The organism is Calidifontibacillus oryziterrae (assembly GCF_000331575.1).
GTDB classification, from domain to species: domain Bacteria; phylum Bacillota; class Bacilli; order Bacillales; family Bacillaceae_J; genus Calidifontibacillus_A; species Calidifontibacillus_A oryziterrae.
The window spans coordinates 406364-428155 of the sequence record NZ_KB223527.1 but is presented as its reverse complement, the minus strand read 5'-3'; the positions used below and the strand labels follow the sequence as shown (position 1 = coordinate 428155).

At 35.1% G+C, this 21792-nt stretch carries 21 protein-coding genes; 16 read left to right on the top strand and 5 right to left on the bottom strand.

All coding sequences use genetic code 11. The annotated features are described in order from the left end of the window. Window positions 1-81: 81 nt before the first annotated feature. The gene (locus D612_RS0110670; protein WP_026092467.1) at window positions 82-1449 is read left to right on the top strand and encodes an MDR family MFS transporter; all 1368 of its coding nucleotides are present in this window, start codon (window positions 82-84) and stop codon (window positions 1447-1449) included. A 59-nt stretch (window positions 1450-1508) separates the two neighbouring features. Here the strand turns inward: D612_RS0110670 and D612_RS0110665 are convergent, their stop codons facing one another. Beyond that, complete coding sequence (locus tag D612_RS0110665; protein WP_017755459.1) at window positions 1509-2192, bottom strand: DNA alkylation repair protein; 684 nt, start codon at window positions 2190-2192, stop codon at window positions 1509-1511. Between the two features lie 194 nt (window positions 2193-2386). Here D612_RS0110665 and D612_RS0110660 point away from each other — a divergent pair, with 194 nt between their 5' ends. The 7 genes from D612_RS0110660 to D612_RS0110630 all read left to right on the top strand — a co-directional run bounded on the left by D612_RS0110660 (window position 2387) and on the right by D612_RS0110630 (window position 9172). Beyond that, on the top strand, window positions 2387-2710 hold the full coding sequence (locus D612_RS0110660) for a HesB/YadR/YfhF family protein (RefSeq protein WP_233274991.1): 324 nt from the start codon (window positions 2387-2389) through the stop codon (window positions 2708-2710). Window positions 2711-2778: 68 nt separating this feature from the next. Beyond that, window positions 2779-3144 (top strand): CotD family spore coat protein, encoded by a 366-nt coding sequence (locus D612_RS19075; RefSeq protein WP_017755457.1) that lies wholly within the window; start codon window positions 2779-2781, stop codon window positions 3142-3144. Window positions 3145-3311: 167 nt separating this feature from the next. Then, window positions 3312-3611, top strand: coding sequence for a cell division regulator GpsB (gpsB, locus tag D612_RS0110650; RefSeq protein ID WP_017755456.1), 300 nt, complete (start codon window positions 3312-3314; stop codon window positions 3609-3611). 180 nt (window positions 3612-3791) lie between these two features. Further along, window positions 3792-4934 (top strand): THUMP domain-containing class I SAM-dependent RNA methyltransferase, encoded by a 1143-nt coding sequence (locus D612_RS0110645; RefSeq protein WP_017755455.1) that lies wholly within the window; start codon window positions 3792-3794, stop codon window positions 4932-4934. A 221-nt stretch (window positions 4935-5155) separates the two neighbouring features. Next, window positions 5156-5665, top strand: coding sequence for a VanZ family protein (locus D612_RS0110640; RefSeq protein WP_017755454.1), 510 nt, complete (start codon window positions 5156-5158; stop codon window positions 5663-5665). 1 nt (window position 5666) lies between these two features. Next, window positions 5667-7643, top strand: coding sequence for an ATP-dependent DNA helicase (locus tag D612_RS0110635; RefSeq protein WP_051023180.1), 1977 nt, complete (start codon window positions 5667-5669; stop codon window positions 7641-7643). A gap of 2 nt (window positions 7644-7645) precedes the next feature. Then, window positions 7646-9172, top strand: a complete 1527-nt coding sequence (locus tag D612_RS0110630) for a carboxypeptidase M32 (protein WP_017755452.1) — start codon at window positions 7646-7648, stop codon at window positions 9170-9172. A 41-nt stretch (window positions 9173-9213) separates the two neighbouring features. On the opposite strand, the gene D612_RS0110625 is transcribed toward D612_RS0110630, so the two are convergent. From D612_RS0110625 to D612_RS19475, 3 genes are read right to left on the bottom strand one after another with little or no spacing between them, the layout of a single operon-like run. Beyond that, window positions 9214-10869, bottom strand: a complete 1656-nt coding sequence (locus D612_RS0110625) for a b(o/a)3-type cytochrome-c oxidase subunit 1 (RefSeq protein ID WP_017755451.1) — start codon at window positions 10867-10869, stop codon at window positions 9214-9216. Then, the gene (locus D612_RS0110620) at window positions 10869-11348 is read right to left on the bottom strand and encodes a cytochrome c oxidase subunit II (RefSeq protein ID WP_017755450.1); all 480 of its coding nucleotides are present in this window, start codon (window positions 11346-11348) and stop codon (window positions 10869-10871) included. The genes D612_RS0110625 and D612_RS0110620 overlap by 1 nt, the downstream gene beginning before the upstream one ends. Window positions 11349-11379: 31 nt before the next feature. Further along, complete coding sequence (locus D612_RS19475; protein WP_017755449.1) at window positions 11380-11520, bottom strand: hypothetical protein; 141 nt, start codon at window positions 11518-11520, stop codon at window positions 11380-11382. A 348-nt stretch (window positions 11521-11868) separates the two neighbouring features. Here D612_RS19475 and D612_RS0110610 point away from each other — a divergent pair, with 348 nt between their 5' ends. From D612_RS0110610 to ligD (D612_RS19285), 4 genes are all read left to right on the top strand, one after another. Then, window positions 11869-12471, top strand: coding sequence for a beta-class carbonic anhydrase (locus D612_RS0110610; RefSeq protein ID WP_017755448.1), 603 nt, complete (start codon window positions 11869-11871; stop codon window positions 12469-12471). Between the two features lie 95 nt (window positions 12472-12566). Beyond that, entirely contained in the window at window positions 12567-13427 is an 861-nt protein-coding gene (gene ku, locus D612_RS0110605; RefSeq protein WP_017755447.1) for a non-homologous end joining protein Ku, read from the top strand. Window positions 13428-13435: 8 nt separating this feature from the next. After that, window positions 13436-14419: a non-homologous end-joining DNA ligase gene (gene ligD, locus D612_RS19290; protein WP_083888510.1), complete on the top strand. Its 984-nt coding sequence runs from the start codon at window positions 13436-13438 to the stop codon at window positions 14417-14419. Next, window positions 14383-15309 carry a non-homologous end-joining DNA ligase gene (gene ligD / locus D612_RS19285; RefSeq protein ID WP_083888509.1) on the top strand — a complete coding sequence of 309 codons (927 nt, stop codon included), beginning with the start codon at window positions 14383-14385 and terminating at the stop codon, window positions 15307-15309. Before ligD (D612_RS19290) ends, ligD (D612_RS19285) begins: the two co-directional genes overlap by 37 nt. 28 nt (window positions 15310-15337) lie before the next feature. On the opposite strand, the gene D612_RS0110595 is transcribed toward ligD (D612_RS19285), so the two are convergent. After that, the gene (locus tag D612_RS0110595; RefSeq protein WP_026092464.1) at window positions 15338-15793 is read right to left on the bottom strand and encodes a chemotaxis protein CheX; all 456 of its coding nucleotides are present in this window, start codon (window positions 15791-15793) and stop codon (window positions 15338-15340) included. 316 nt (window positions 15794-16109) lie between these two features. On the opposite strand from D612_RS0110595, the gene D612_RS19070 reads away from it, so the two are divergent. The 4 genes from D612_RS19070 to D612_RS0110575 all read left to right on the top strand — a co-directional run bounded on the left by D612_RS19070 (window position 16110) and on the right by D612_RS0110575 (window position 21779). Continuing rightward, entirely contained in the window at window positions 16110-16349 is a 240-nt protein-coding gene (locus tag D612_RS19070; protein ID WP_071591160.1) for a 3-oxoacyl-[acyl-carrier-protein] synthase III C-terminal domain-containing protein, read from the top strand. Between the two features lie 65 nt (window positions 16350-16414). Beyond that, on the top strand, window positions 16415-16972 hold the full coding sequence (locus D612_RS0110585) for an isoprenylcysteine carboxyl methyltransferase family protein (protein WP_017755444.1): 558 nt from the start codon (window positions 16415-16417) through the stop codon (window positions 16970-16972). A 344-nt stretch (window positions 16973-17316) separates the two neighbouring features. Beyond that, window positions 17317-20997 carry a dynamin family protein gene (locus D612_RS0110580; RefSeq protein WP_017755443.1) on the top strand — a complete coding sequence of 1227 codons (3681 nt, stop codon included), beginning with the start codon at window positions 17317-17319 and terminating at the stop codon, window positions 20995-20997. Between the two features lie 38 nt (window positions 20998-21035). Beyond that, window positions 21036-21779 carry a CBS domain-containing protein gene (locus D612_RS0110575; RefSeq protein ID WP_017755442.1) on the top strand — a complete coding sequence of 248 codons (744 nt, stop codon included), beginning with the start codon at window positions 21036-21038 and terminating at the stop codon, window positions 21777-21779. The last annotated feature ends 13 nt before the right edge of the window (window positions 21780-21792 follow it).

Below are 21792 nucleotides of genomic sequence, written 5' to 3'. Positions count from 1 at the left end.
AAAAGAGTTGCTTTTTCTTTTTCATATAATAAGTAATACGATATCATAGGATATAAGTGTTTAGATTTCAAGGAGAGAGAAATGATGAAGGGACAAACGAAAGAAAGAAATGTTGTTATTTCATTATTAATAGCAACATTTTTAACAGCGATAGAAGGTACAATAGTAAGTACGGCTATGCCAAAAATAGTCGAGGATCTAGGGGGAAGCCACTTATATACATGGGTGATCTCTGTTTATTTACTAGCTCTCGTTATTACTACTCCAATATTTGGTAAGCTAGCTGATTTATATGGTAGAAAATTGATGTTTACAATTGGTGTAATTATATTTCTAGTTGGCTCAATGCTTTCAGGTTTTTCGCAAACAATGGGACAGCTCGTCTTATTTCGTCTAATTCAAGGATTAGGGGCAGGAGCATTAACGACCATTCCTTTTACGATTATTGGTGATGTCTTTACATTTGAACAACGTGCTAGAGTTCAAGGTTTGATTAGCAGTGTCTGGGGTATAGCAGCTATCGTAGGTCCGTTGACGGGTGGATTCATCGTTGACACGATATCTTGGCATTGGATTTTCTTTTTGAACTTACCTTTTGGAATCATTTCACTTATTCTTTTGGGAACTGCCTTATATGAGCAGATTGAAAGAAAGAATCAAATTATTGATTACCCTGGAATATTAACCTTTGCCGTCAGCATGAGCGCTTTTTTATATGCTTTAACATTATTGAAGGATTATGAAAATGCTGCAAGCAGTATTTTAGCATTCTTTGTAGTTGCATTTGTGGGGATTGGATTGTTTATTTGGATTGAAGCGCGAGCAAAGGAACCGATGTTACCCCTTTCGCTATTTAAAATCCGCTTGATTTCCGTAGCAAACATTGCTGGATTTCTAATTAGCTTTATATTAATTACAGTTTCGTTTTATATTCCGCTATGGGTACAAGGAGTGCTTTTGTTAAATGCAACTTTATCGGGTATTGCGATGATGCCAATATCAGTGACCTGGTTAATTGGCGCTGTTTTAGCAGGTAGATGGCTTAGTAAAACACAATCCTTTGGCCGGATTGCTGCACTTGGAATTTTCTTAATTTTGCTTGGCTGCATCGGCTTGAGTTTTCTTGATGCGCATTCAACTGTTCCATTAATCATGGCTGAAACGGCGATTATAGGAGTGGGGTTTGGTTTATCATTTACAACCTTTACAGTTGCTGTGCAATCTGCTGTTGATTGGAGACTTCGGGGAGCTGCCATGGGGTCGAATAATCTAATGCGAAACTTAGGCCAGGCAATTGGAATTGGAATTTCTGGATTGTGGTTAAGTGATGAGCTCAAAGGCAGTGTACTCGAAGCAAGTCTACATACCATCTTTATTGTCCTTGTTATTATTGCAATGTCTGCCTTTATTACGACGATTGTGCTACTCCGAAAGGCCGCAAGCCAATAAACTATTCAATAGTCTGTTCATCCATTGAGGCAGGCCCATTATGAGTCAGCCTCAACAATCTATTTACGCTTCATGCTGCGTATGGTCTTTTTTGTTTCCTTATCTATTCGGAGAGATTCAGTGATTTTTTGTAAAGCTTTGTTATAAGTGAAGTTATCAAGGTTGTTATGTTTTAAATATACAAACGTTTCTTGTGGATACTTTATAAAACAAATTGATAATGCCCAAGCAACTGCCATTTTTACATAATAACCTTCATGTTTAACTTGATCCAAACGGGCGAGGACATCATGAAGGTAACGATCATCAATATAGTAGTTCAGCAACATGACGATGGCAAATCGTAGTTCATATTCTTTTTTTGAAGAAAAATATGATTGCAAAAACTCCCAAACACGAACTCGATGATTTTTAACTATTTTTAAACTTGAACAAAAGCTATCACAAACAGACCAGTTATCAATTTTTGGAACGAAATCAGTAACATAGCGTAAAACTTCCTCAATATCCGCTTTTATGGTGCCGATAACCATTCCTTGTAGCATAGTTTCCTCAAAGTATTCATTTTGAGCGGTATTGATGTAGTTTTGCCAATCTCCTTTGGCAATTTCTTTGGCAAGCCTTCTTAAATTTGGCAGTCGAACGCCTAAAATATTGTCTACATTTGGGTTCAAAGAACTTGAGAACTTCTGATAGTCCTTGTCCACCATTTCCAAAATACGATCTCTTACAGTTTTCTCCACTACTCAATCACCTCTGTTGGATATTCCAATAATATCAATTTACAGAATAGTAGTAGGATTGGCAAATGGATTAATGCTTCTTACAGCTAGAATCGGAAAGACACACCTTACGAGGAATCACCGCCTATGATGGAATACATATAAAAAAAGTCTGCAGTGAATAATATAGTTGGGCAATAGAAGCAATTGAAGGAGTGAACGTTTTGGACATACAAATAAGTGATGTAGCACTCAAATGGTTTAAGGAAGAATTTGGGCTAAAACGAGGAGACATGGTGAAATTTTATTCGCAAATTTATGGGACAAGTCCTATCCAACAAAGTTTTGCGCTAGGTTTTTCAAAAGATAATACGCCTGTCAATATGGCTGTCAGTACTGAGATCGATGGAATTACATTTTACATAGAAGAAAGTAGTGAATGGTTTTTTGATGGACATGACTTTTCAGTTGATTATAATGAAAAAAATGATGAAATTGAATTTACATACAATAAATCTAAAAATAGGTGTTTCAATTAGTACATGTACCCCTTTGTTCACATAGGTTATTAGTGAACCTACGTCAAGAGAAAGGGGATTGAGGATATATGCATCATCATATGCGGCCAAAATTGTTAAGCCCAATCATAAGTCCGATAAAATGTTGTGATGTACATGATGTTGATGTTTTTCAAGTTCCACATATTCACCCTACCCATACAACTGTCCATCATCACAATATTTTTGAACACTTACACTCTTTTCCACAAACTGTGTCTCATGTTTCAGACGTTGCACATCAACACTTCAAATGTCCACCGGGCATGATGCCAGGTGTCGGACCAGGCATGGCACCCGGAATGGGCTTTGGTGGCGGTTTAGGAATGCCGGGACCAGGAATGGCAGGACCTGGAATGATGGGTCCTGGAATGATGCCGCCTGGAATGGGACCAACTCCATTTATGAGACCATAACAGGGTCAGTACCTAAATGAGATGAATTGATCGGCAGTTTGCGACAATTCATCTTATTTTTTTGTCTTACCCTATAAATAAAAAGATAAATTGACATTTAAGACAATTTTTGAAAAAATAGAGGATAATAGATCGTTTTTTGGTATTATACATAGAGGTGAATAAATATGTTTTCAGATAAAGTAAAATTAACAGCAAAACAAATATTGGAACAGGATTTTAAAACATCAATAAAGGGATATAATAAGGATGAAGTTGATCAGTTTTTGGACTTTGTCATTAAGGATTATGAAACATTTCATCAAGAAATAGAGCGATTACAACAAGAAAATTTACGCTTGAAAAAACAGCTTGAAGAAAATCAGAAAAAGGCAGTTTCAAATGTTGGTGGAAGTACGAATTATGATATCCTAAAACGTTTATCTAATTTAGAAAAACATGTCTTTGGTAGCAAACTGTTTGATTAATGATGTGATACAATTAATACATTTTTCTCATAAGGTTAAACAGTCTTGTCCAATTATTTTGTAATACATATGCAAGGAATAACAAAGCTCTCACTAAAAATATAAAGGAGGGCTTTTTTCATTTAAATCAACTGCAAAATAACTTGCCAACAGATAAGCTAAAACGATAGGAGTCGAATAATGAGTAAAATTACGCTAATCGCTACAGCAGCAATGGGTATTGAGGCATTAGTAGCGAAGGAAGTACGCGATTTAGGCTATGAGAATGTCGTTGTTGACAATGGGAAAGTTACATTTGAAGCGGATGAGTCCGCAATTTGCCGTACAAATCTTTGGTTACGTACAGCAGACCGAGTGAAAATTAAAATTGGGGAATTTAAAGCAACAACTTTTGATGAATTATTTGAAAAAACAAAAGCATTACCATGGGGTGATTATATTCCAGAAGATGCAGAGTTCCCTGTAATCGGAAAATCTGTTAAATCCAAATTGTTTAGTGTTCCAGATTGCCAAGCCATCGTAAAAAAGGCAATTGTTGAAAAATTAAGAATCCATTACAAGCGAACAACTTGGTTTGAAGAAAAAGGGCCATTATTTCGAATAGAGGTAGCTCTACTTAAAGATATTGCAACATTGACGATTGATACAAGCGGAGTCGGATTACATAAACGTGGCTATCGGGCCGATCAAGGAGAAGCACCGCTAAAAGAAACGTTAGCTGCAACATTAGTACTGTTAACGAATTGGACACATGACAGACCGTTTGTTGATCCATTTTGTGGTTCAGGTACAATCCCAATTGAAGCAGCATTAATTGGTCAAAATATAGCTCCGGGATTTAATCGTGAATTTGTTTCGGAAAACTGGGACTGGATTGGCAGAAAACGATGGGAGGAGGCTATTCAAGAAGCTGAGGATTTAGCTAAGTATGACCGTCCACTTGATATTACCGGCTCTGATATTGATCATAAAATGATAGAAATTGCAAAAGGAAATGCAATGGAAGCAGGCTTAGGTGATTTAATATCTTTTAAACAGATGCAGGTCAAAGATTTTACAACTAAAAAAGAATACGGTGTGATTGTCGGGAATCCACCATATGGAGAACGACTAGGAGAGAAGAAAGCTGTTGAAGAAATGTATAAGGAGATGGGGAAAGCCTTTGCCCCATATAATACTTGGTCGGTCTATATGCTGACATCACATCCAGAGTTTGAAAAACTGTACGGAAAGCCTGCTACGAAAAAACGGAAGCTATTTAATGGCTTTATTCGTACAGATTACTATCAATTTTGGGAAAAACGACCACCCAAAAACCAATAAATAACAGATAATGGAGCTTTTAATATGCTTTTAATTAGTGATTTTGAAATGATTCGTGGCGGAGCGCTCTCAGCGTGGCACGCATGAGCTTCCGCTCTTCAAAGTCACTTTTTATAGTAGGAAACGGATAATATAGGAACCTCTTGCCCATACTGTGGAATAAAAAGATAGAGGAATAATGAAAGTCACTTCTATCTAAAAACAGAATGAGTGAGGTTATAATGAGAATAGCATGTAGTTTTTGGTTGCCCACACTGATTTGGGCAAGCATTATTTTTTTGTTTTCTTCACAGACTTATGAGGTTCAAAGCTTACGTCCTTATATACGGAATTATGTAGATTTAGCAACTGTAACGGAGCTTTTTTCAAATTTTCAATTTGTGTATGCAGGCAAGCGAATTAGTGTTCATACTGTTGGTGCAGAAGTTTTTTTGGAATTCTGTATTCGTAAAGGTGCACATTTTGCTATATTTTTTATTTTGGGCTGGTTATTATTTCGTGCATTGATCAGTACATTTCAATTAAGACAGTTTCGTACCATTGCCTTGTGTACACTATTAATTATTTTGTATGCGGCTTCGGATGAGGTTCATCAAATGTTTACAGTAAATCGTACTCCGTCAATTCACGATGTTTTTTTGGATATAATCGGTGGTCTATTTGGGATCCTTCTGTCTTCAATTCAATATAGAGTAAGGACAAGTAAAATAAAAAGAGCAGCCTTTTTATGAAATGATTAGGCTAATAGTTGGAGGAAAAGTCTTGAATTCATTGGAACGAATTCCTTTTACATTTTCAAAAACAGAAAACTTTTATCAAAAAATGAGTGATTGGATCGGTGATGTTTTTTATGAATTTCTTCCTGAAGCAGGATTTGAGCTTAGGGATGAACAAATTTATATGGCATTTCAGCTTGAACGTGCTTTTAAAGAAAAAAAAGTCATGTTTGCTGAAGCTGGTGTAGGAACTGGAAAGACCATTGTTTATTTGTTATATGCGATTTGTTATGCACGTTATACTGGTAAGCCAGTGATAGTTGCTTGTGCTGATGAAACATTAATTGAACAATTAGTAAAAGAGGAAGGTGACATTAAAAAGCTTGAAAAGCATCTCGGCTTACAGATTGACGTGAGGCTTGCTAAGTCACCAGATCAATATTTATGTTTGCAAAAGCTGGATGAAGCAATTACTGAAGAATCAGGTGGTTTGTTCGATGAATTGTATCAATCCCTTCCTGAGTTTGTTGGAATTGCAAAAGGAATGCAAACATTTTATCCTTATGGCGATCGTAAAGCATACGCTCATCTTTCTGATGAAGAGTGGCAAAAAGTTGCATGGGACCCTTTTAAAGATTGTTTCGCTTGTGAAAGACGTCACCGTTGTGGGCAAACTCTATCAAGAGACTATTATCGAAAATCAGGTGATTTAATCGTGTGTTCTCATGACTTTTATATGGAACACATTTGGACCTATGAATCTAGGAAACGTGAAGGTCAGTTGCCGTTGTTACCGGAAAGTAGTGCAGTTATTTTTGATGAAGGACATTTACTAGAGTTTGCAGCTCAAAAGGCTTTAACATACCGGTTTAAAGAAAGAACGTTAGAGGAAATTTTAACGAGGCTATTAGAAAACGACATCCGTGAGCAATTTGCGCTACTAATTGAAACAACTATTGAACAAAATGCGAATTTCTTTAATGAATTAAAGGATAGTACAAAAGATGTAAGAGGATCTTATCGAAAAGAAATTGCATTTACAGCCAAGCTGAGAAATGAAGCAGACAAACTTAGAACGCTGCTTTCCACACTAGCAGATGAGCTTGTATTTGAAAGTGAAATGTATACAATCGATCATTATTTATTACATATTGTTGACGAACATATCGACCGTACTGAATTATCATTAAATTTGTTTTTAACAAAAAATGATGTGATTACATGGGTAACGGAGGAACAGGCTGTTCAAACATTAGTGATTATGCCTAAAGCCGTTCAAGAAACATTGAAGGGCCATTTGTTTTCGAAAATGCTGCCTTATATTTTCTCATCCGCAACTCTTTCTCAAAATGGTAGCTTTCAGTATATGGCTGATAGTCTTGGGGTAAATGAATATTTGTCCTTCTCAGTTGAATCTCCCTTTAATTATGAGGAGCAAATGACTATTATTATTCGTGAAGAAAGGAATAAGTCATTGCCTGTTGAGAAATGTAAGGTAGTAGTAGAGCAAATAAATGCAACAAATGGGAGTGCACTTGTTCTTTTTAATACAAAGGAAGATTTAGCACTTTTTAAAACTTATGTTATGAATGTTAATACCGATTGGCCTATCCTATTTGAAGGGGATCAGGAGATTAGTCAGCTCGTTCAGAAGTTTCAAAATAATGAACCGTCAGTCTTATGTTCAGTGCATTTGTGGGAAGGACTTGATATTCCGGGCCAGTCATTAACAAACGTGATCGTATGGTCTCTACCATTTCCACCTAACGACCCTGTATTCGATTCTAAACGAAAAATGGTGTCCGATCCATATTGGGACATGGATGTACCTTATATGTTATTGAGGTTAAGGCAGGGAGTTGGTCGCTTAATAAGAGCCCATGAGGATAAAGGAATTGTATCAATATTTATGCCAATGGAAAATAAGCATTTAATCGATAAGGTTTTAGGAGTATTACCATCAAGTAAAATAACTTTTACAAAGGGGGAGTAGGAATGGAACAAAAAAACAATAAAAATAACAATACAGAAAAAGAATTTCTAGAATATGTGAAAAAAATGTCAGCTTACAATGAAGCTTTATCGCTAATATTTTGGGATCTGCGAACTGGTGCACCAAAAAAAGGCGTTGACCAACGCTCAGAAGTAATTGGCATGCTCTCACAGGAAGTTTTTCAAATGTCTATTTCTGAACAAATGGCCCAATTTATTGAGGAACTTGAAAGAGAGGATAATATTTCTGAGATTTCAAGAAAGATAGTTGCGGAATGTAAAAAGGAATACGATCGAAATAAGAAAATTCCAAAGGATGAATATAAGGAGTATGTTATTTTGCAATCAAAGGCTGAATCCGTTTGGGAGGAAGCAAAGGCTGCTTCTGACTTTGAAATGTTTCGCCCTTACCTTGAAAAACTGGTAGATTTTAACAAAAGATTTATTGAGTATTGGCGACCAATCACAGAGAATGGCAATAATTATGATATTTTATTAGATATGTATGAGCCCGGCATGACTGTGAATCAATTAGATAAAACATTTGCAGATCTTCGTAATAAAATAGTACCATTTGTAAAAAAAATTACCGAATCAGCACATAAGCCCAATACTCAGTTTTTATTTGATACATTTCCTATTGAAAAGCAAAAGGCATTTAGTATTGAGATTTTAAAAGCAATGGGGTATGACTTTGATGCGGGCAGGTTGGATGAAACGGTTCATCCATTTGCGATCACATTAAATCCTGGTGATGTCAGAATCACTACTAAATATGATGTACAAGACTTTCGGACTGCCGTATTTGGGACAATTCACGAAGGGGGTCATGCTTTATATGAACAAAACATTTCAAAAGAGCTAATAGGCACACCTTTATGTGATGGGACTTCAATGGGTATTCATGAATCACAATCACTGTTTTGGGAAAATTTCATTGCACGTGATTATAATTTTTGGTGTCGTTATTATAGCATGTTAAAAACATATGCAATGGGCCAATTTGACGCCGTTTCGCTAGAAGAATTTTATCGTGGAATCAATGAGTCAAAACCTTCATTAATTCGGATTGAGGCAGATGAATTAACGTATCCATTGCATGTGATGATTCGTTATGAGATTGAAAAAGGATTATTTAATAATGATATAGCAGTGAAGGATTTACCGCAAATATGGAATGATAAAATGGAAGAGTATTTAGGAATACGTCCTGACAATGATGCAAAAGGTGTTCTACAAGACGTTCATTGGGCAGGTGGAAGCTTTGGATACTTTCCTTCATACGCATTAGGTTATATTTACGCCGCTCAATTTAGAGCAAAAATGATAAAGGATATCCCAAACTTTAATGAATTATTACAGAACGGGAATTTTGAACAGATAAAGGAATGGCTTACGGTAAATGTTCATCAGTATGGAAAGTTAAAAAAACCATTGGAAATATTGAAGGATGTAACAGGAGAAGGGCTAAATGCAACTTATCTCATAGACTATTTAGAAGCAAAGTATTCTAAAATATATAAACTATAATTAGAAAAACCCCCCTTGCTCGACAAGGGGGGTTTTTTCTATTAACGTCCAATTACGTTGGTATATCCTGGTGATCCTGGAGGAGCATTTTGAATCATATCAATGAATGGAACTGTGTAAGCGAATAAAATTAAGACGAATGTTACAACAATCCATACTTTGAAGTTATCAAAGATTCCAGGAACTTTTTCTGCATTTTCATGAACAACAGCAATTGGGAATTCTTCTTCACCTTTAGGTGCGCTAAATGCAAGGCTAAAGAAAATAATTACCATTAAGATTGCTCCGATAAATAATAGTGTTCCACCAACTGCTTGAGCTAATTGGTAAGGAATCCAGCTTAGAGCATCAGGATTACCAGCGTATTCTGAGTATGCTGAACGACGTGGTGCACCTTGTAAACCAGCAGCGTGCATTGCAGCTGACATGAAGAACATACCGATAAACCAGAACCATGTTTGTGTTAATGCTAATTTATTCATTTTTGCTGTAAACTTACGGCCTGTGATTGACGGTACTAACCAGAATGCAATACCGAAGAACGTCATTGCACAAGCAGAAGCTACAGTTAAATGGAAGTGACCCGTAATCCAAATTGTATTGTGAACCATTTGGTTCATTTGGTGAGAAGCGTTAACGATACCACCTGCACCACCTGGAATGAACAATACCATACCTAAGAACGGTGCTAAGAAACGAGCATCTTTCCAAGGTAACTTTTTCCACCAACCGAAAATACCAGTTGCTCCTAATTCACGACCACGTAATTCGAATGTTGCGAAAACTGAGAATGCTGTCATCAATGATGGAATAACAACTAAGTACGTTAAAACTACCTGTAAATATTTCCAGAATGGATCAATACCTGGCTCTAGTAACTGGTGATGGAATCCAACTGGCATTGAGAATAACATAAATAAAACGAATGATACACGAGCTAAAGAGTCACTAAAGATTTTACCACCGATAATTTTTGGAATAATGACATACCAGCAAATATAAGCAGGCATTAACCAGAAATAAACAAGTGGGTGACCGAAATACCAGAATAATGTACGGCTAATTAATACATCAATTGTTGGAACTAAATTTAAAGACCAAGGAATAATTTGAACTAAAACTGTTGTTGCTAAACCAAGACATGCAACTAACCAAAGAACTAAAGTTGCAACACCCATAAAGCTTAGTAGAGGTGAAGTTTGTCCTGGGTTTTCTTTTTTCCAACGAGCATGGCGGATAAATACACTGAATCCTTGAATCCAGCTACCAACAACAACTAGTGTAAGACCGATATAATGTAATGGATGTGCCATTAAAGGTGCGTACATTGTATAAAGAACAGATGCCTCACCTAATAATACGAATGTAGCAGCAATTGCTACACCAATTGTCATCATCCAGAAGCCGATCCAGCCTAAGCGGCGTTCACCAGCTGAGTAATCTCCACAAACCTTACTTTGTCCAGCAATAATAAAACCAATAATAAAGAAAGTAGTAAGTACAAGTCCTAATAAAACACCGTGAACAGTTAAAACTTGATAATAATCTATTCCTGCTGGTAAAGTAAATTTACCTGAGCGAACCCATACTTGCAGTAATCCAGCCAATGCACCTATTAATAATGCAGTAAAAGCAACATAAAGGTTGGCCATCGAAAGTTTAGCATCTTTAGTATTGATACTTGCGACACCTTTCATTATTCAACCACCTCCAAAGTAGCATACATTAAGTGGTGACCTACGCCACAATATTCATTACATAAAATTGTAAATTTCCCTGGTTTGTTGAAGGTAGCTTCAACTGTATTGATATAACCAGGCTCTAACATCATGTTAGCTCTAGTTCCTGCTACTTGAAAACCGTGAATAACATCTTTTGTCGTACCAATGAAGTTTACTGTAGAACCTACTGGGATTTGGACTACTTTTTCAGGACCAACGTCATAGTTGAATGCAGAAGCAACAACTACTAGTTCGTATTGATTATCGCCAACTTGCTTAAGTCCAGGTTGGTCGAATGGTGCAGTTGCATCAACTTTAGTTGGATCCACTGTTACTAGACAACTAGGTGGTTGATTTCCCATGTAGAATGCACTGACGCCAAGCGTTACTGTAAACACTAGTAAGGCAGCAATGCCGAATAGCAACCAAATTTTTTCATACTTATGAATGTGCATGGATACCTTTGACCCCTTTCAATTTCAATATTTAGCGTGTTAAGAATAAATTCCAAACTCCAAACCATGTAAAAAGTATTACGAGACCTACTACCGAAACTGAAATTAGCGTACCTTTTAGTGAATTACTATCTTCAATTTCTGTCTTTTGATGCAGCTCTGGTTTTGACATTTATTCACACCCCTCTCCCAGTATAAATGGTGATCATTATAAAACATTTGAACTATAAATCTAACACAATTCTAATATTACAAAAGAAAGCCATCGAATCCATCACATTTTGACAAGTTTCACAAAATGTTCACAGATATCATAAACACCGTGAAAATAGGTAAAAGTAGAAAAACGTTGATAAATAAGAAGTTTTTGTATGAAATGTGTGAACAGAATGTGAAGGAATAAAAAGCAAATGATGGGGGATATAACAAATATTTTGAGTTGATTTTTTTATGGACATTTTTTTATGTGTTGCACATAATAGAAAAGAAGTAGCAAGCTATCGCAATAGGGGGTAATATAGTGAGTCGATTACAAGAAATTATAGAGCATAATACAAAATTTGTTTTAAATAAAAAATATGAAAAGTATAAAACGACAAAATTTCCTGATAAAAAAATGGTTATTTTAACCTGTATGGATACACGCCTTACTGAACTTCTTCCGGAAGCAATGAATATAGGCCATGGCGATGCGAAAATAATTAAAAATGCTGGAGCAATTCTTTCCCATCCCTTTGGAAGTATTATGAGAAGCATTTTAGTTGCAGTCTATTCTTTAAATGCAAAAGAAGTATTTGTTGTCGGACATCATGACTGTGGAATAACAGGATTGTCAGCTAATCCAATTTTGGATAAAGCGGTTCTCTCAGGAGTAACGAGAGATCAAATTGATATGTTACGAAATGCAGGAATTGATATCGATAATTGGTTACAAGGCTTTTCTTGTGTGGCAGAAAGTGTCGAACAATCTGTTAATAGAATTCAGAGGCATCCGCTTTTTCCAAAGGATGTGCCAGTTCACGGCTTACTTATAGACCCTGAAACAGGGAAATTGGATCTACTTGTTGATGGATATGAAAATTTAGGACTAAACCAAAAGGAACAAATGAGACATTCTATTTAAATAGGATGTCTTTTTGTATGCTCTTTCCTATTTGTCACATACTAATTATGACGAATTATATTACCGAATGACTTTTGGAAAAGGAGGAAAAGTAAATGCATACAATATGGAAGGGATCCATTAGCTTTGGTTTAGTTAATATTCCGATTAATTTATTTGCAGCAACAGAGAATAAGGATATTAGCTTTCGTTCGATTCACAAGGAATGCAATAGCCCAATTAAATATCAAAAAGTTTGCCCAGTATGCGAACGGGAGGTAAGTAATGATGAAGTGATAAAGGGGTATGAGTATGAGCCAGGGAAATATGTAATCATATCGAGTGAAGAATTGAAACAATTGGCACCAGATAGTAATAAAATGATTGAAATTATTGATTTTGTTATGCTTGAAGAGATTGATCCTATTTTCTTCGATAAATCGTATTTTCTTGGTCCTCAAGATAATGGACATAAATCCTTTCTATTATTAAAACAAGCAATGGAAACGACAGGAAAAATCGGCTTAGCAAAAATTACGATTCGCTCAAAGGAAAGCTTAGCAGTTGTAAGAGTTTATGAAAATGGATTACTACTTGAAACGATCTTTTATCCAGATGAAGTTAGAAATGCTAATCAAGTACCGGGGTTAGAAACTGAAATTAATATTGATGATCGAGAGCTTGATATGGCGACAAAGCTTATTGAGCAATTAACGACAAAATTTGATCCAGAAAAGTATACGAATGATTACCGCACGGCCTTAATGGACTTAATTCAAGCTAAAATGTCTGGAGAGGATTTCGCACTACCAAAAGAAGCGCCAAAGTCAAATGTAGTTGATTTAATGGCTGCATTGCAAGCGAGCATAGATCAGACAAAACCAAATAATAATGATACTAAGGAATACACCGGAGTTGAACAAGATAAAAAGAAGAAAACACTAAATGTTAGAAAAAAGAAAATGAAGACGAGTTAATATCGCACATGATGATGAAAAGATATAAACCAATGGTACCAACACTAGTAGAAATAGCTCCAAGGAATTCACAAGCCGATTGGGTGTATGAAGTAAAATATGATGGATTTCGGTGTTTGCTATACATCAAAGATGCCGAACAAATAGAGCTATACAGTCGAAATTTAATAAATATCTCTTGTTCCTTTCCTGAAATCGTGAACGAAATTAAAGAAAGAATGTCCGATTTATTAAACTATATTCCACTTATTTTTGATGGAGAATTGGTCATACTTGAATCGAATTATCGTGCTAGTTTTGAGAAAATTCAAGTTAGAGGACGAACAAAAGCTGAAAAGAAAGTTCAGCAATTGGCGAAAGAATATCCTGCTCATTATTTGGTATTTGATCTTCTTAATATTAATGGAGTTGAACTTATTCATGAGCCTTTGCTAAAAAGGAAGGAGGCTCTTTACTCCCTCTTTCATTATATTGGGATAGAAAATACGTCATTAGTAAATAAATCTATAAAGCTCAACTATATTCAGTTTTCACGAGAGCTAGAACTTACATGGCAGCATGTACAAAAGGAAAATGGTGAAGGCATCGTTGCAAAAAAAACTACCAGCAAATGGATTGAAGGAACTCGAACAACAGAGTGGTTAAAGATTAAAAATTGGAAAAAAGCTGATTTTATTATTACTGCTTTTGAAAAGAAGAATGGTTATTTTCATGTTGGCTTACATAATGGAAATAAGATTATCGATGTCGGTTTATTCTCTCATGGATTAAGCTCAATCGAACGAGATGCTTTACAGCAAATTATGAAAAATAATGCTATTCACGAAGATGAGAATTTCATGTATATAAATCCTAGCATTTGTGTTGAACTGAAATTTTTAGACTGGTATAAAAATGAAATAAGGCAACCTCGCTTTTCTAAGTTTAAATTAGAAAAAAGGTGGATCGATTGTACGTGGGAAGAGGCTATGATGAAGGTAACGAAGTCGTGATAAATAATATGAAAGTGAAACTTACCAATGTAACAAAAATTCTATGGAGTAAGAAAAATATTCGCAAAATTGATTATTTACATTACTTAATAAAGGTTTCTTATTATATACTTCCGTTTCTTCAGGATCGTTTACTAACAACCATCCGGTATCCGGACGGTGTTCATAATGAGAAATTTTATCAAAAGAACTGTCCTGATTATGCACCAGAATATATAAAAACAAAAAAAGAGGATGGCATCACCTATATTAATTGTCGAGATCAAGAAACTCTTCTATGGCTTGGGAATCAATCGGCCATTGAATTTCATGTTCCATTTTCAACAATCGATGCAAATATGCCAACAGAAATTGTTCTAGATTTGGATCCACCATCAAGACAAGAGTTTAGTTTAGCTGTAGAGGCGTCTTTAATTATCAAAGAGGTATTAGACCAACTAAAGCTATTGTCATTTATCAAAACATCAGGAAATAAAGGATTGCAAATATATATTCCACTTCCTGATAAAACATATAGCTACAAGGATACGAGGTTATTTACTGCATTTATAGCAAACTATTTAATAAATAAAGAGCCTAACTGGTTTACGACTGAAAGGTTAAAAGTAAAAAGAGGTAAAAAGCTTTATGTAGATTATGTACAACATGCAGAGGGGAAAACAATCATTGCTCCATATTCACTAAGGGGGAATGAAGATGCATTAGTTGCAACCCCATTACAATGGAAGGAAGTAAATCATGATTTAAGGCCTGAACAATTCCCGTTTGAAACTATAGAACAACGTCTTATTCGTAACGGTTGCCCATTTAATGACAAATTCTTTAAAGTGAAAAGTTCTCAACCCTTTGGGACAGTACTTGAGCTTTTAAGGAAAAATGAAATACGATAAAAAGAAAAAAGGGGAATACACCCCTTCTTTAATTCGTTTCTATCATTAAAATAATTTGCAGTTCGCCTTTTCCCTGCACTTCGACAGGAACACGGAATGCCCGTTCAAAACCAAATAGTTTCGATTGTCCCACCATTACAGTAGGTGGTGTGATATCAATTTCTAATCCTTTTTGTGCAACGATCGTACATAAATTACCTGCTAACATATTACCGAGCTCTCCAGTAAACGATTGGAGCATTTCTCCTTCTAAGGCCATGCCGAACATAGCTTCACCAATTGAACCGAAAGTTGGTTCATCGCTCTCTATTACTAATCGCCCTCTAACATGACCAACCATCCCTATTAATACTCCAATGGAGGTTTGTTCTAAAGGTTGTGTCATTAGGGAAGGTTTTCCTACAGCAAGAGGAACAGGAATGACGGTTTTTACTGATTCGATCGTACCATTTAAAACATGTGTTACGCTTTCAGCCAAAGACAGTTTGACCACCCCAACAATTTATATATTTTTAATAGGTTTATAATATCATAAAAAGAAACGCAATAAAGGCTAAATTTTTATATTTTTTGTGTAAAAGAATTAGTGCTAATAATTAACAATGTTATTGATAAAGTAATCGGTTATAATAATAGAGCACAACAAACCTTTAAAACGTCTGTAGTCCATTAGGATTACTTTTGCCTTCCTATTTTCTAGGAAGGTTTTTTTATTCTCAAATGTGTATTTATTAAGAAATTGGAAATTATAGTTAGTAAAAATCAAAAGGACTATCATAAGAAGTTGGCTGAAAAATGAGGTGGAGTTCTTTTTACAAAAACACAATAAAACAATTGAGGATCTCAATTGTTTTATTGCTCATCTAGGTGGGAAAAAAGTTTTGGATGCTTATTGTGAGGCACTGCAGCTAAATCAAAACGATATAAAAATTTCACTTGAAATCTTAATGAATTATGGCAATATGTCTTCGGCTACAATTTTTTATGTATTAAAAAAATTAATGGAAAACAATAACAAAAAAATGACATTGGCTTATTAGCAGCATTAGGGCCAGGGTTTAGTGCTGAATTATTATTATTAAAATGGGAGTAGAGGAGGGTATTGATGGTTTTCTCAGTGTTTATTTCATTCATAATATCACAAAGATTATTTGAGTTAACAATTGCAAAACGTAACGAAAAGTGGATGAAATTCAACGGTGCAATTGAGGCTGGTAAAGAGCATTATAAATATATGGTTTTATTACACGTGTTATTTTTCGTCTGTCTCATTTGGGAAGTCACATTTTTCCAAAAAGGTATCTCCACATTATTAGTTATTTATTTATTTTTTTTCACAATTGCTCAACTGCTGCGAGTATGGAGTATCATGTCGCTAGGTCGATTTTGGAATACAAAAATTATGATATTGCCAAATGTAAACATTATCTCTAAAGGACCATATAAATATTTTCGCCATCCGAACTATCTAGTTGTTGTAATTGAATTATTAGTAATACCATTAATGTTTAATGCTTATTGGACGGCGCTTGTATTCTCATTATTGAACATCGTTATGCTAACGATCCGGATTCGGGTTGAAGAGCAGGCATTAATGAAAGAGACAAATTACGGAACGGTTTTTTTACGACGGTCTCGCTTTGTTCCTTCAAAACGTATTTGACAAATTTGAAAACGATAACAATTTAAATTGAAAACAAAAATTATTCGTGGTACGATTATAGTAGGAATAATTGATAATAATTATCACTATCGATATATAAAAAATTAATGGATGGTGAGCTTCGATGGTTTTAATATTTATTTTAATAACAATTATTGTTTATAGTTTTTTGATGGCGTATATTTTAAATAAAGTAAATCTTCGTTCACATTAGGTTGTGATAATAAATTGAGGCTAAAGCGGCCTCTTTTTTTTTATAAAAACAATTGAGCAAATGCTCAACAATTGATAACATAAAAAAAGATTCAAGAATTTGTCGAAAATTATGAGGGGTAAGGGGAAATATGTCGGAGATTAATCGTTTAGCAGCCTTGTATTTACATTTGCAAGCTAGAGGAGATCTGGAAAATGCTGAAAAGGTTAAACAGTTAGTTGAAAAAGTAGTAAATATGGAGTTTATGATTGGATTTTGTGGTCATTTTTCTGCGGGGAAATCAACTATGATGAATCGGATGATGGGGAAGGAAGTATTGCCTTCAAGTCCTATTCCAACAAGTGCAAACCTAGTAAAGATCAAGAAGGGAAGAAGCTATGCCCGCATTTATTATAAACACGGTGATCCTGTAGAATTTCCTGCACCTTATGACTATGAGGTTGTTAAGAATTTTTGTAAGGATGGCGAAACGATCGTAAGTATTGAAATTAGTGATGACCACGTTAAGCTGCCAGACCGCGTAGCGATTATGGATACTCCTGGTATCGATTCTACAGATGAAGCGCATCGGATCTCAACTGAATCTGCTTTGCATTTAGCAGATATTATTCTTTATGTAATGGATTATAATCATGTTCAATCTGAATTGAATTTTACGTTTACAAAGACATTAAAGGACCGTAGTAAGCCGGTTTATTTAGTTATTAATATGATTGATAAGCATAATGATGATGAACTTAGCTTTGAATCTTATAAGAAAAGTGTAACGGATGCCTTTCAGAGCTGGGGTGTTCAGGTTGACGGCACTTTCTTCACATCTTTAAAGGATTTCGACCATCCTGAAAACCAGTATGAATTGCTTGAACAGTTCTTAACTTCCCAGATGACGAATAAAGATGAGCTGCTGTTAAAAAGTGTTATGAAAGCTGCACAACAATTAATAGAAGACCATTTACTTTTCTATGATAAACAAAATGAGAAGTTTGTTGCACAATTTAATTCTCATCTAGAAATGTTATCCGATATAGAAAGAGAAAAAGTTTTGAATGAAGTAACGGATCTTCAAGCAAAAGAAACTCAGTTAATGAATGAAAAGACAAGCATGAAGAATGAATTTGAACAAGGCTTGCAGAAGATATTAGAAAATGCATATTTAATGCCAGCTGCAACGCGAGAATTAGCACGTGCTTATATTGAGTCTTGTCAATCTGATTTTAAGATTGGTTTTCTCTTTTCAAAAAAGAAAACAGAAGAGGAGCGTACTTCAAGACTTGCGGCATTTTATGAAAGCTTCAATAAACAAGCTTCGGCTCAGCTCGAGTGGCATATTAAAGATTATATTGTTAAATTTTTCAAGCATCACCGTGTAAGTGTTGAGGATTTCATAAATTCAGTTTATGAGGATGTAACGGTAGAATTCAATCCAGAGTTTTTACAACGACTTGTCAAAAAAGGTGCTGGGTTAACCGGGGAATACATCCTAAATTATACAAAGGATGTTTCGAATGAGATTAAGCGACTTTACCAAAAAAGCTCATTAGCAAAGTTTGAGGATGGCTATCAGCTTTTAATGACGGCGGTAGAAGAGGAACTTGAATTAGTATCTCAAAGTCTAGCAAAATATAATATATTTAAAGAAGCAATTGATGGCTTACTTAATGTTCAAAAACAAAGAAATGAATTGGAACAAAACCTCCTTTCATTATTAATGAAGCCATTAGCTGATCAAGTTCTTTCTGAAACAAATCACTGGTTAGTACAGCTAAAGCAAACTGAACTTACCATTGCGGTGAAACAAATGGACATAGTTCCATCCGATGGTGCAATCACGAAAATTAGCAAGGAAGTAAATAATCTAAACGTAAGTAGTACACGCTTTAGTGAAAAAGGCCAAACAGGAATTGATAAAAATGAGATAAGTTCGTTTAATGTTAGAGACCGCATACATGAAACGGTTGAAAAATTAACAACTGCGATCACAGCATTACAAGGAATAAAGGGCTTGCATATCCTTCTTAATGATATGGTCGCCAAATCGCAAAGGTTAGAGAATAACCGCTTTACTGTCGCGTTGTTTGGTGCGTTCAGTGCTGGAAAATCATCGTTTGCGAATGCGTTAATTGGTCAAAAGCTTTTGCCTGTCTCTCCAAATCCTACAACAGCTACGATAAACAAAATATTACCAGCAACTATTGAGCACCCGCATGGAACGGTGTTAGTTAAAATTAAGACAAAAGAACAGCTATTGAAGGATGTGGAGCAATCATTATCTGTATTTCAAAAAAGTTGTGCTACATTAGATGAAGCACTCTGGACAATACAATCATTAAACTATGACGGTCATGAAGCAAAAGAAAAGCCTCACTACGCTTTTTTAAAAGCGGTGCAAGCGGGTTATGATCACATTGCTAATCACCTGGGTGATGAACTTACTATTGATTTGAATGCATTTGAAGAGTATGTTGCCCTCGAAGAAAAATCTTGTTTCGTTGAATGGATTGAGCTTTATTATAATTGCCCATTAACTGAACAGGGAATTACGCTTGTAGATACACCAGGGGCTGACTCAATTAATGCGAGGCACACTGGAGTGGCATTTGAGTACATTAAAAATGCGGATGCGATTTTGTTTGTTACTTATTATAATCACGCTTTTTCTAAAGCAGATCGTGAATTTTTAATTCAACTAGGCCGCGTTAAAGAAGCGTTTGAAATGGATAAGATGTTTTTCATTGTTAATGCAGCGGATTTAGCAAAATCCGAAGAAGAGCTGAAATTAGTTGTGGATTATGTTGGCAATGAGCTCCAGAAATATGGAATCCGTTTTCCGCGTATATATCCGCTCTCAAGTAAACGTGCAATTGAGGAAAAGCTCCTTGAAAAAAATGATAATATGTTGGAATCTGGTATCGGAATTTTTGAGCAGGCATTTCATTCTTTTATAATGAACGATCTTGCGCAATTGTCGATCCAATCAGCTAACGAAGATTTAAAACGATCTGTCATTTCACTTGAGCATATAGTTGCAGCTGCTAAAGAAAGCGATGAAGTAAAGGAGCAAAAGCGGTTAAGTGGTCAAAGAAAAAGGTCCGAAATTATAGCAAAGTTACAGCCTAAAGAATTTGTCGCAGAGGAACGCGCACTTATTCAAGAAATTGAAGAGCTATTGTTTTATGTTGGACAGCGAGTTTTTTTCCGTTATCATGACTTATTTAACGAAGCATTTAATCCAGCCTCAATACGAGATGATGGACGAGACTTAAAGAAAATACTACAAGGATGTTTTGAAGAACTCCTTACTACTATTGGATTTGATCTTTCGCAGGAAATGAGAGCTACCTCCTTACGGGTTGAAAATCAAATAAATAAATTAGTAAAAGAAGTTCATCATACCTTTGAAGATTTCATTACACAAATCGATGAACAAATTCAACTTCTTCCATATGAAGCAAAACAATTTGAAACGATTGAATTCACGAATGCATTCGAAACGATTTCAAGAGAGCCTTTTAAGCCAGTTTTAGCTTTGTTTAAAGGGACAAAATCATTTTTTGAACAAGGCGGCAAATTTAAAATGAAGGAAGATCTTGAAGCTTTATTAAAAGAGCCCGTACATCATTATTTAGAGGAACAATCAACTCAATTTAAAACGCTCTATATAGAAAACCTTAGAAAGATAATTAACGATCATCTATTAGAAATAACGGAAGAAGTTAATGATTACTATGAAGGGTATTTTGCGGCTTTATCTGAATCAATAGATATAATGCAGATAGAAAAAGCAAGAGATATAATTAAATCAGTCCTATAATTAGAGAAGCTACTTGCTTAAATAAGGGGAGAAGTCTAATGGGAGATGCTAGTAAAGATCAATATAAAAATTCCGAACGGTTTATCAGTGCATTCAATACAATTACGAAAGAACTTGAAAAAATGGTTGATGTCGGAGGACACATCCCGTTTTATCGGTTAGTTGATATGTCAAAGAAGAAAAATGGTACAGTCATGACATATAAGGATGATCTTAAAGAATTATCTCATTTAAGAAATGCAATTGTTCACGATAAAGCATACCCTGAATATGCCATTGCAGAGCCGCACATATCGATTGTTGAATTAATAGAAAAAATAGCTGCTGAACTATCTACACCGAAAACAATTATTCCTTTTTTTGAACGGAAAGTAAAAACGTTTCAAAAAAATGACAATTTAAAGGCAGTGCTTTTATCCATTAAAAAACATGGGTATTCACAATTTCCAATTTATGATCATGAGAAGTTTGTTGGCTTAATTACAGATAGAGGGATCACGAGATGGATGGCTCAGCATGTAGATAATATTTCTATTGAAAGTATTTTAGATACCCGTTTGGATGATGTGTTATCCTTTGAAAAAAATAAGCGAAATTATGTGTTTATGAATAAGGATCAAAATATTTATGATGTCCGAGAGAAATTTCTTCACCACTCTGATTTGTACTCAACAAGGCTTGAAGCAATATTAATAACTGAAACTGGTCGATCTGATGAAAAATTATTAGGGATAGCGACACCGTATGACATGGTACGAATACCATTCAGAGATGACATTTAATTAATAATAAGGC

Bases quoted from the DNA above. Each gene is read 5' to 3' on its own strand.
- D612_RS0110670 (WP_026092467.1), top strand. From the start codon at position 82: ATGATGAAGGGACAAACGAAAGAAAGAAATGTTGTTATTTCATTATTA.
- D612_RS19075 (WP_017755457.1), top strand. From the start codon at position 2,779: ATGCATCATCATATGCGGCCAAAATTGTTAAGCCCAATCATAAGTCCG.
- gpsB (WP_017755456.1), top strand. From the start codon at position 3,312: ATGTTTTCAGATAAAGTAAAATTAACAGCAAAACAAATATTGGAACAG.
- D612_RS0110645 (WP_017755455.1), top strand. From the start codon at position 3,792: ATGAGTAAAATTACGCTAATCGCTACAGCAGCAATGGGTATTGAGGCA.
- D612_RS0110640 (WP_017755454.1), top strand. From the start codon at position 5,156: ATGAGAATAGCATGTAGTTTTTGGTTGCCCACACTGATTTGGGCAAGC.
- D612_RS0110635 (WP_051023180.1), top strand. From the start codon at position 5,667: ATGATTAGGCTAATAGTTGGAGGAAAAGTCTTGAATTCATTGGAACGA.
- D612_RS0110630 (WP_017755452.1), top strand. From the start codon at position 7,646: ATGGAACAAAAAAACAATAAAAATAACAATACAGAAAAAGAATTTCTA.
- D612_RS0110625 (WP_017755451.1), bottom strand. From the start codon at position 10,869: ATGAAAGGTGTCGCAAGTATCAATACTAAAGATGCTAAACTTTCGATG.
- D612_RS0110620 (WP_017755450.1), bottom strand. From the start codon at position 11,348: ATGCACATTCATAAGTATGAAAAAATTTGGTTGCTATTCGGCATTGCT.
- D612_RS19475 (WP_017755449.1), bottom strand. From the start codon at position 11,520: ATGTCAAAACCAGAGCTGCATCAAAAGACAGAAATTGAAGATAGTAAT.
- ku (WP_017755447.1), top strand. From the start codon at position 12,567: ATGCATACAATATGGAAGGGATCCATTAGCTTTGGTTTAGTTAATATT.
- ligD (WP_083888510.1), top strand. From the start codon at position 13,436: ATGATGATGAAAAGATATAAACCAATGGTACCAACACTAGTAGAAATA.
- D612_RS0110585 (WP_017755444.1), top strand. From the start codon at position 16,415: ATGGTTTTCTCAGTGTTTATTTCATTCATAATATCACAAAGATTATTT.
- D612_RS0110580 (WP_017755443.1), top strand. From the start codon at position 17,317: ATGTCGGAGATTAATCGTTTAGCAGCCTTGTATTTACATTTGCAAGCT.
- D612_RS0110575 (WP_017755442.1), top strand. From the start codon at position 21,036: ATGGGAGATGCTAGTAAAGATCAATATAAAAATTCCGAACGGTTTATC.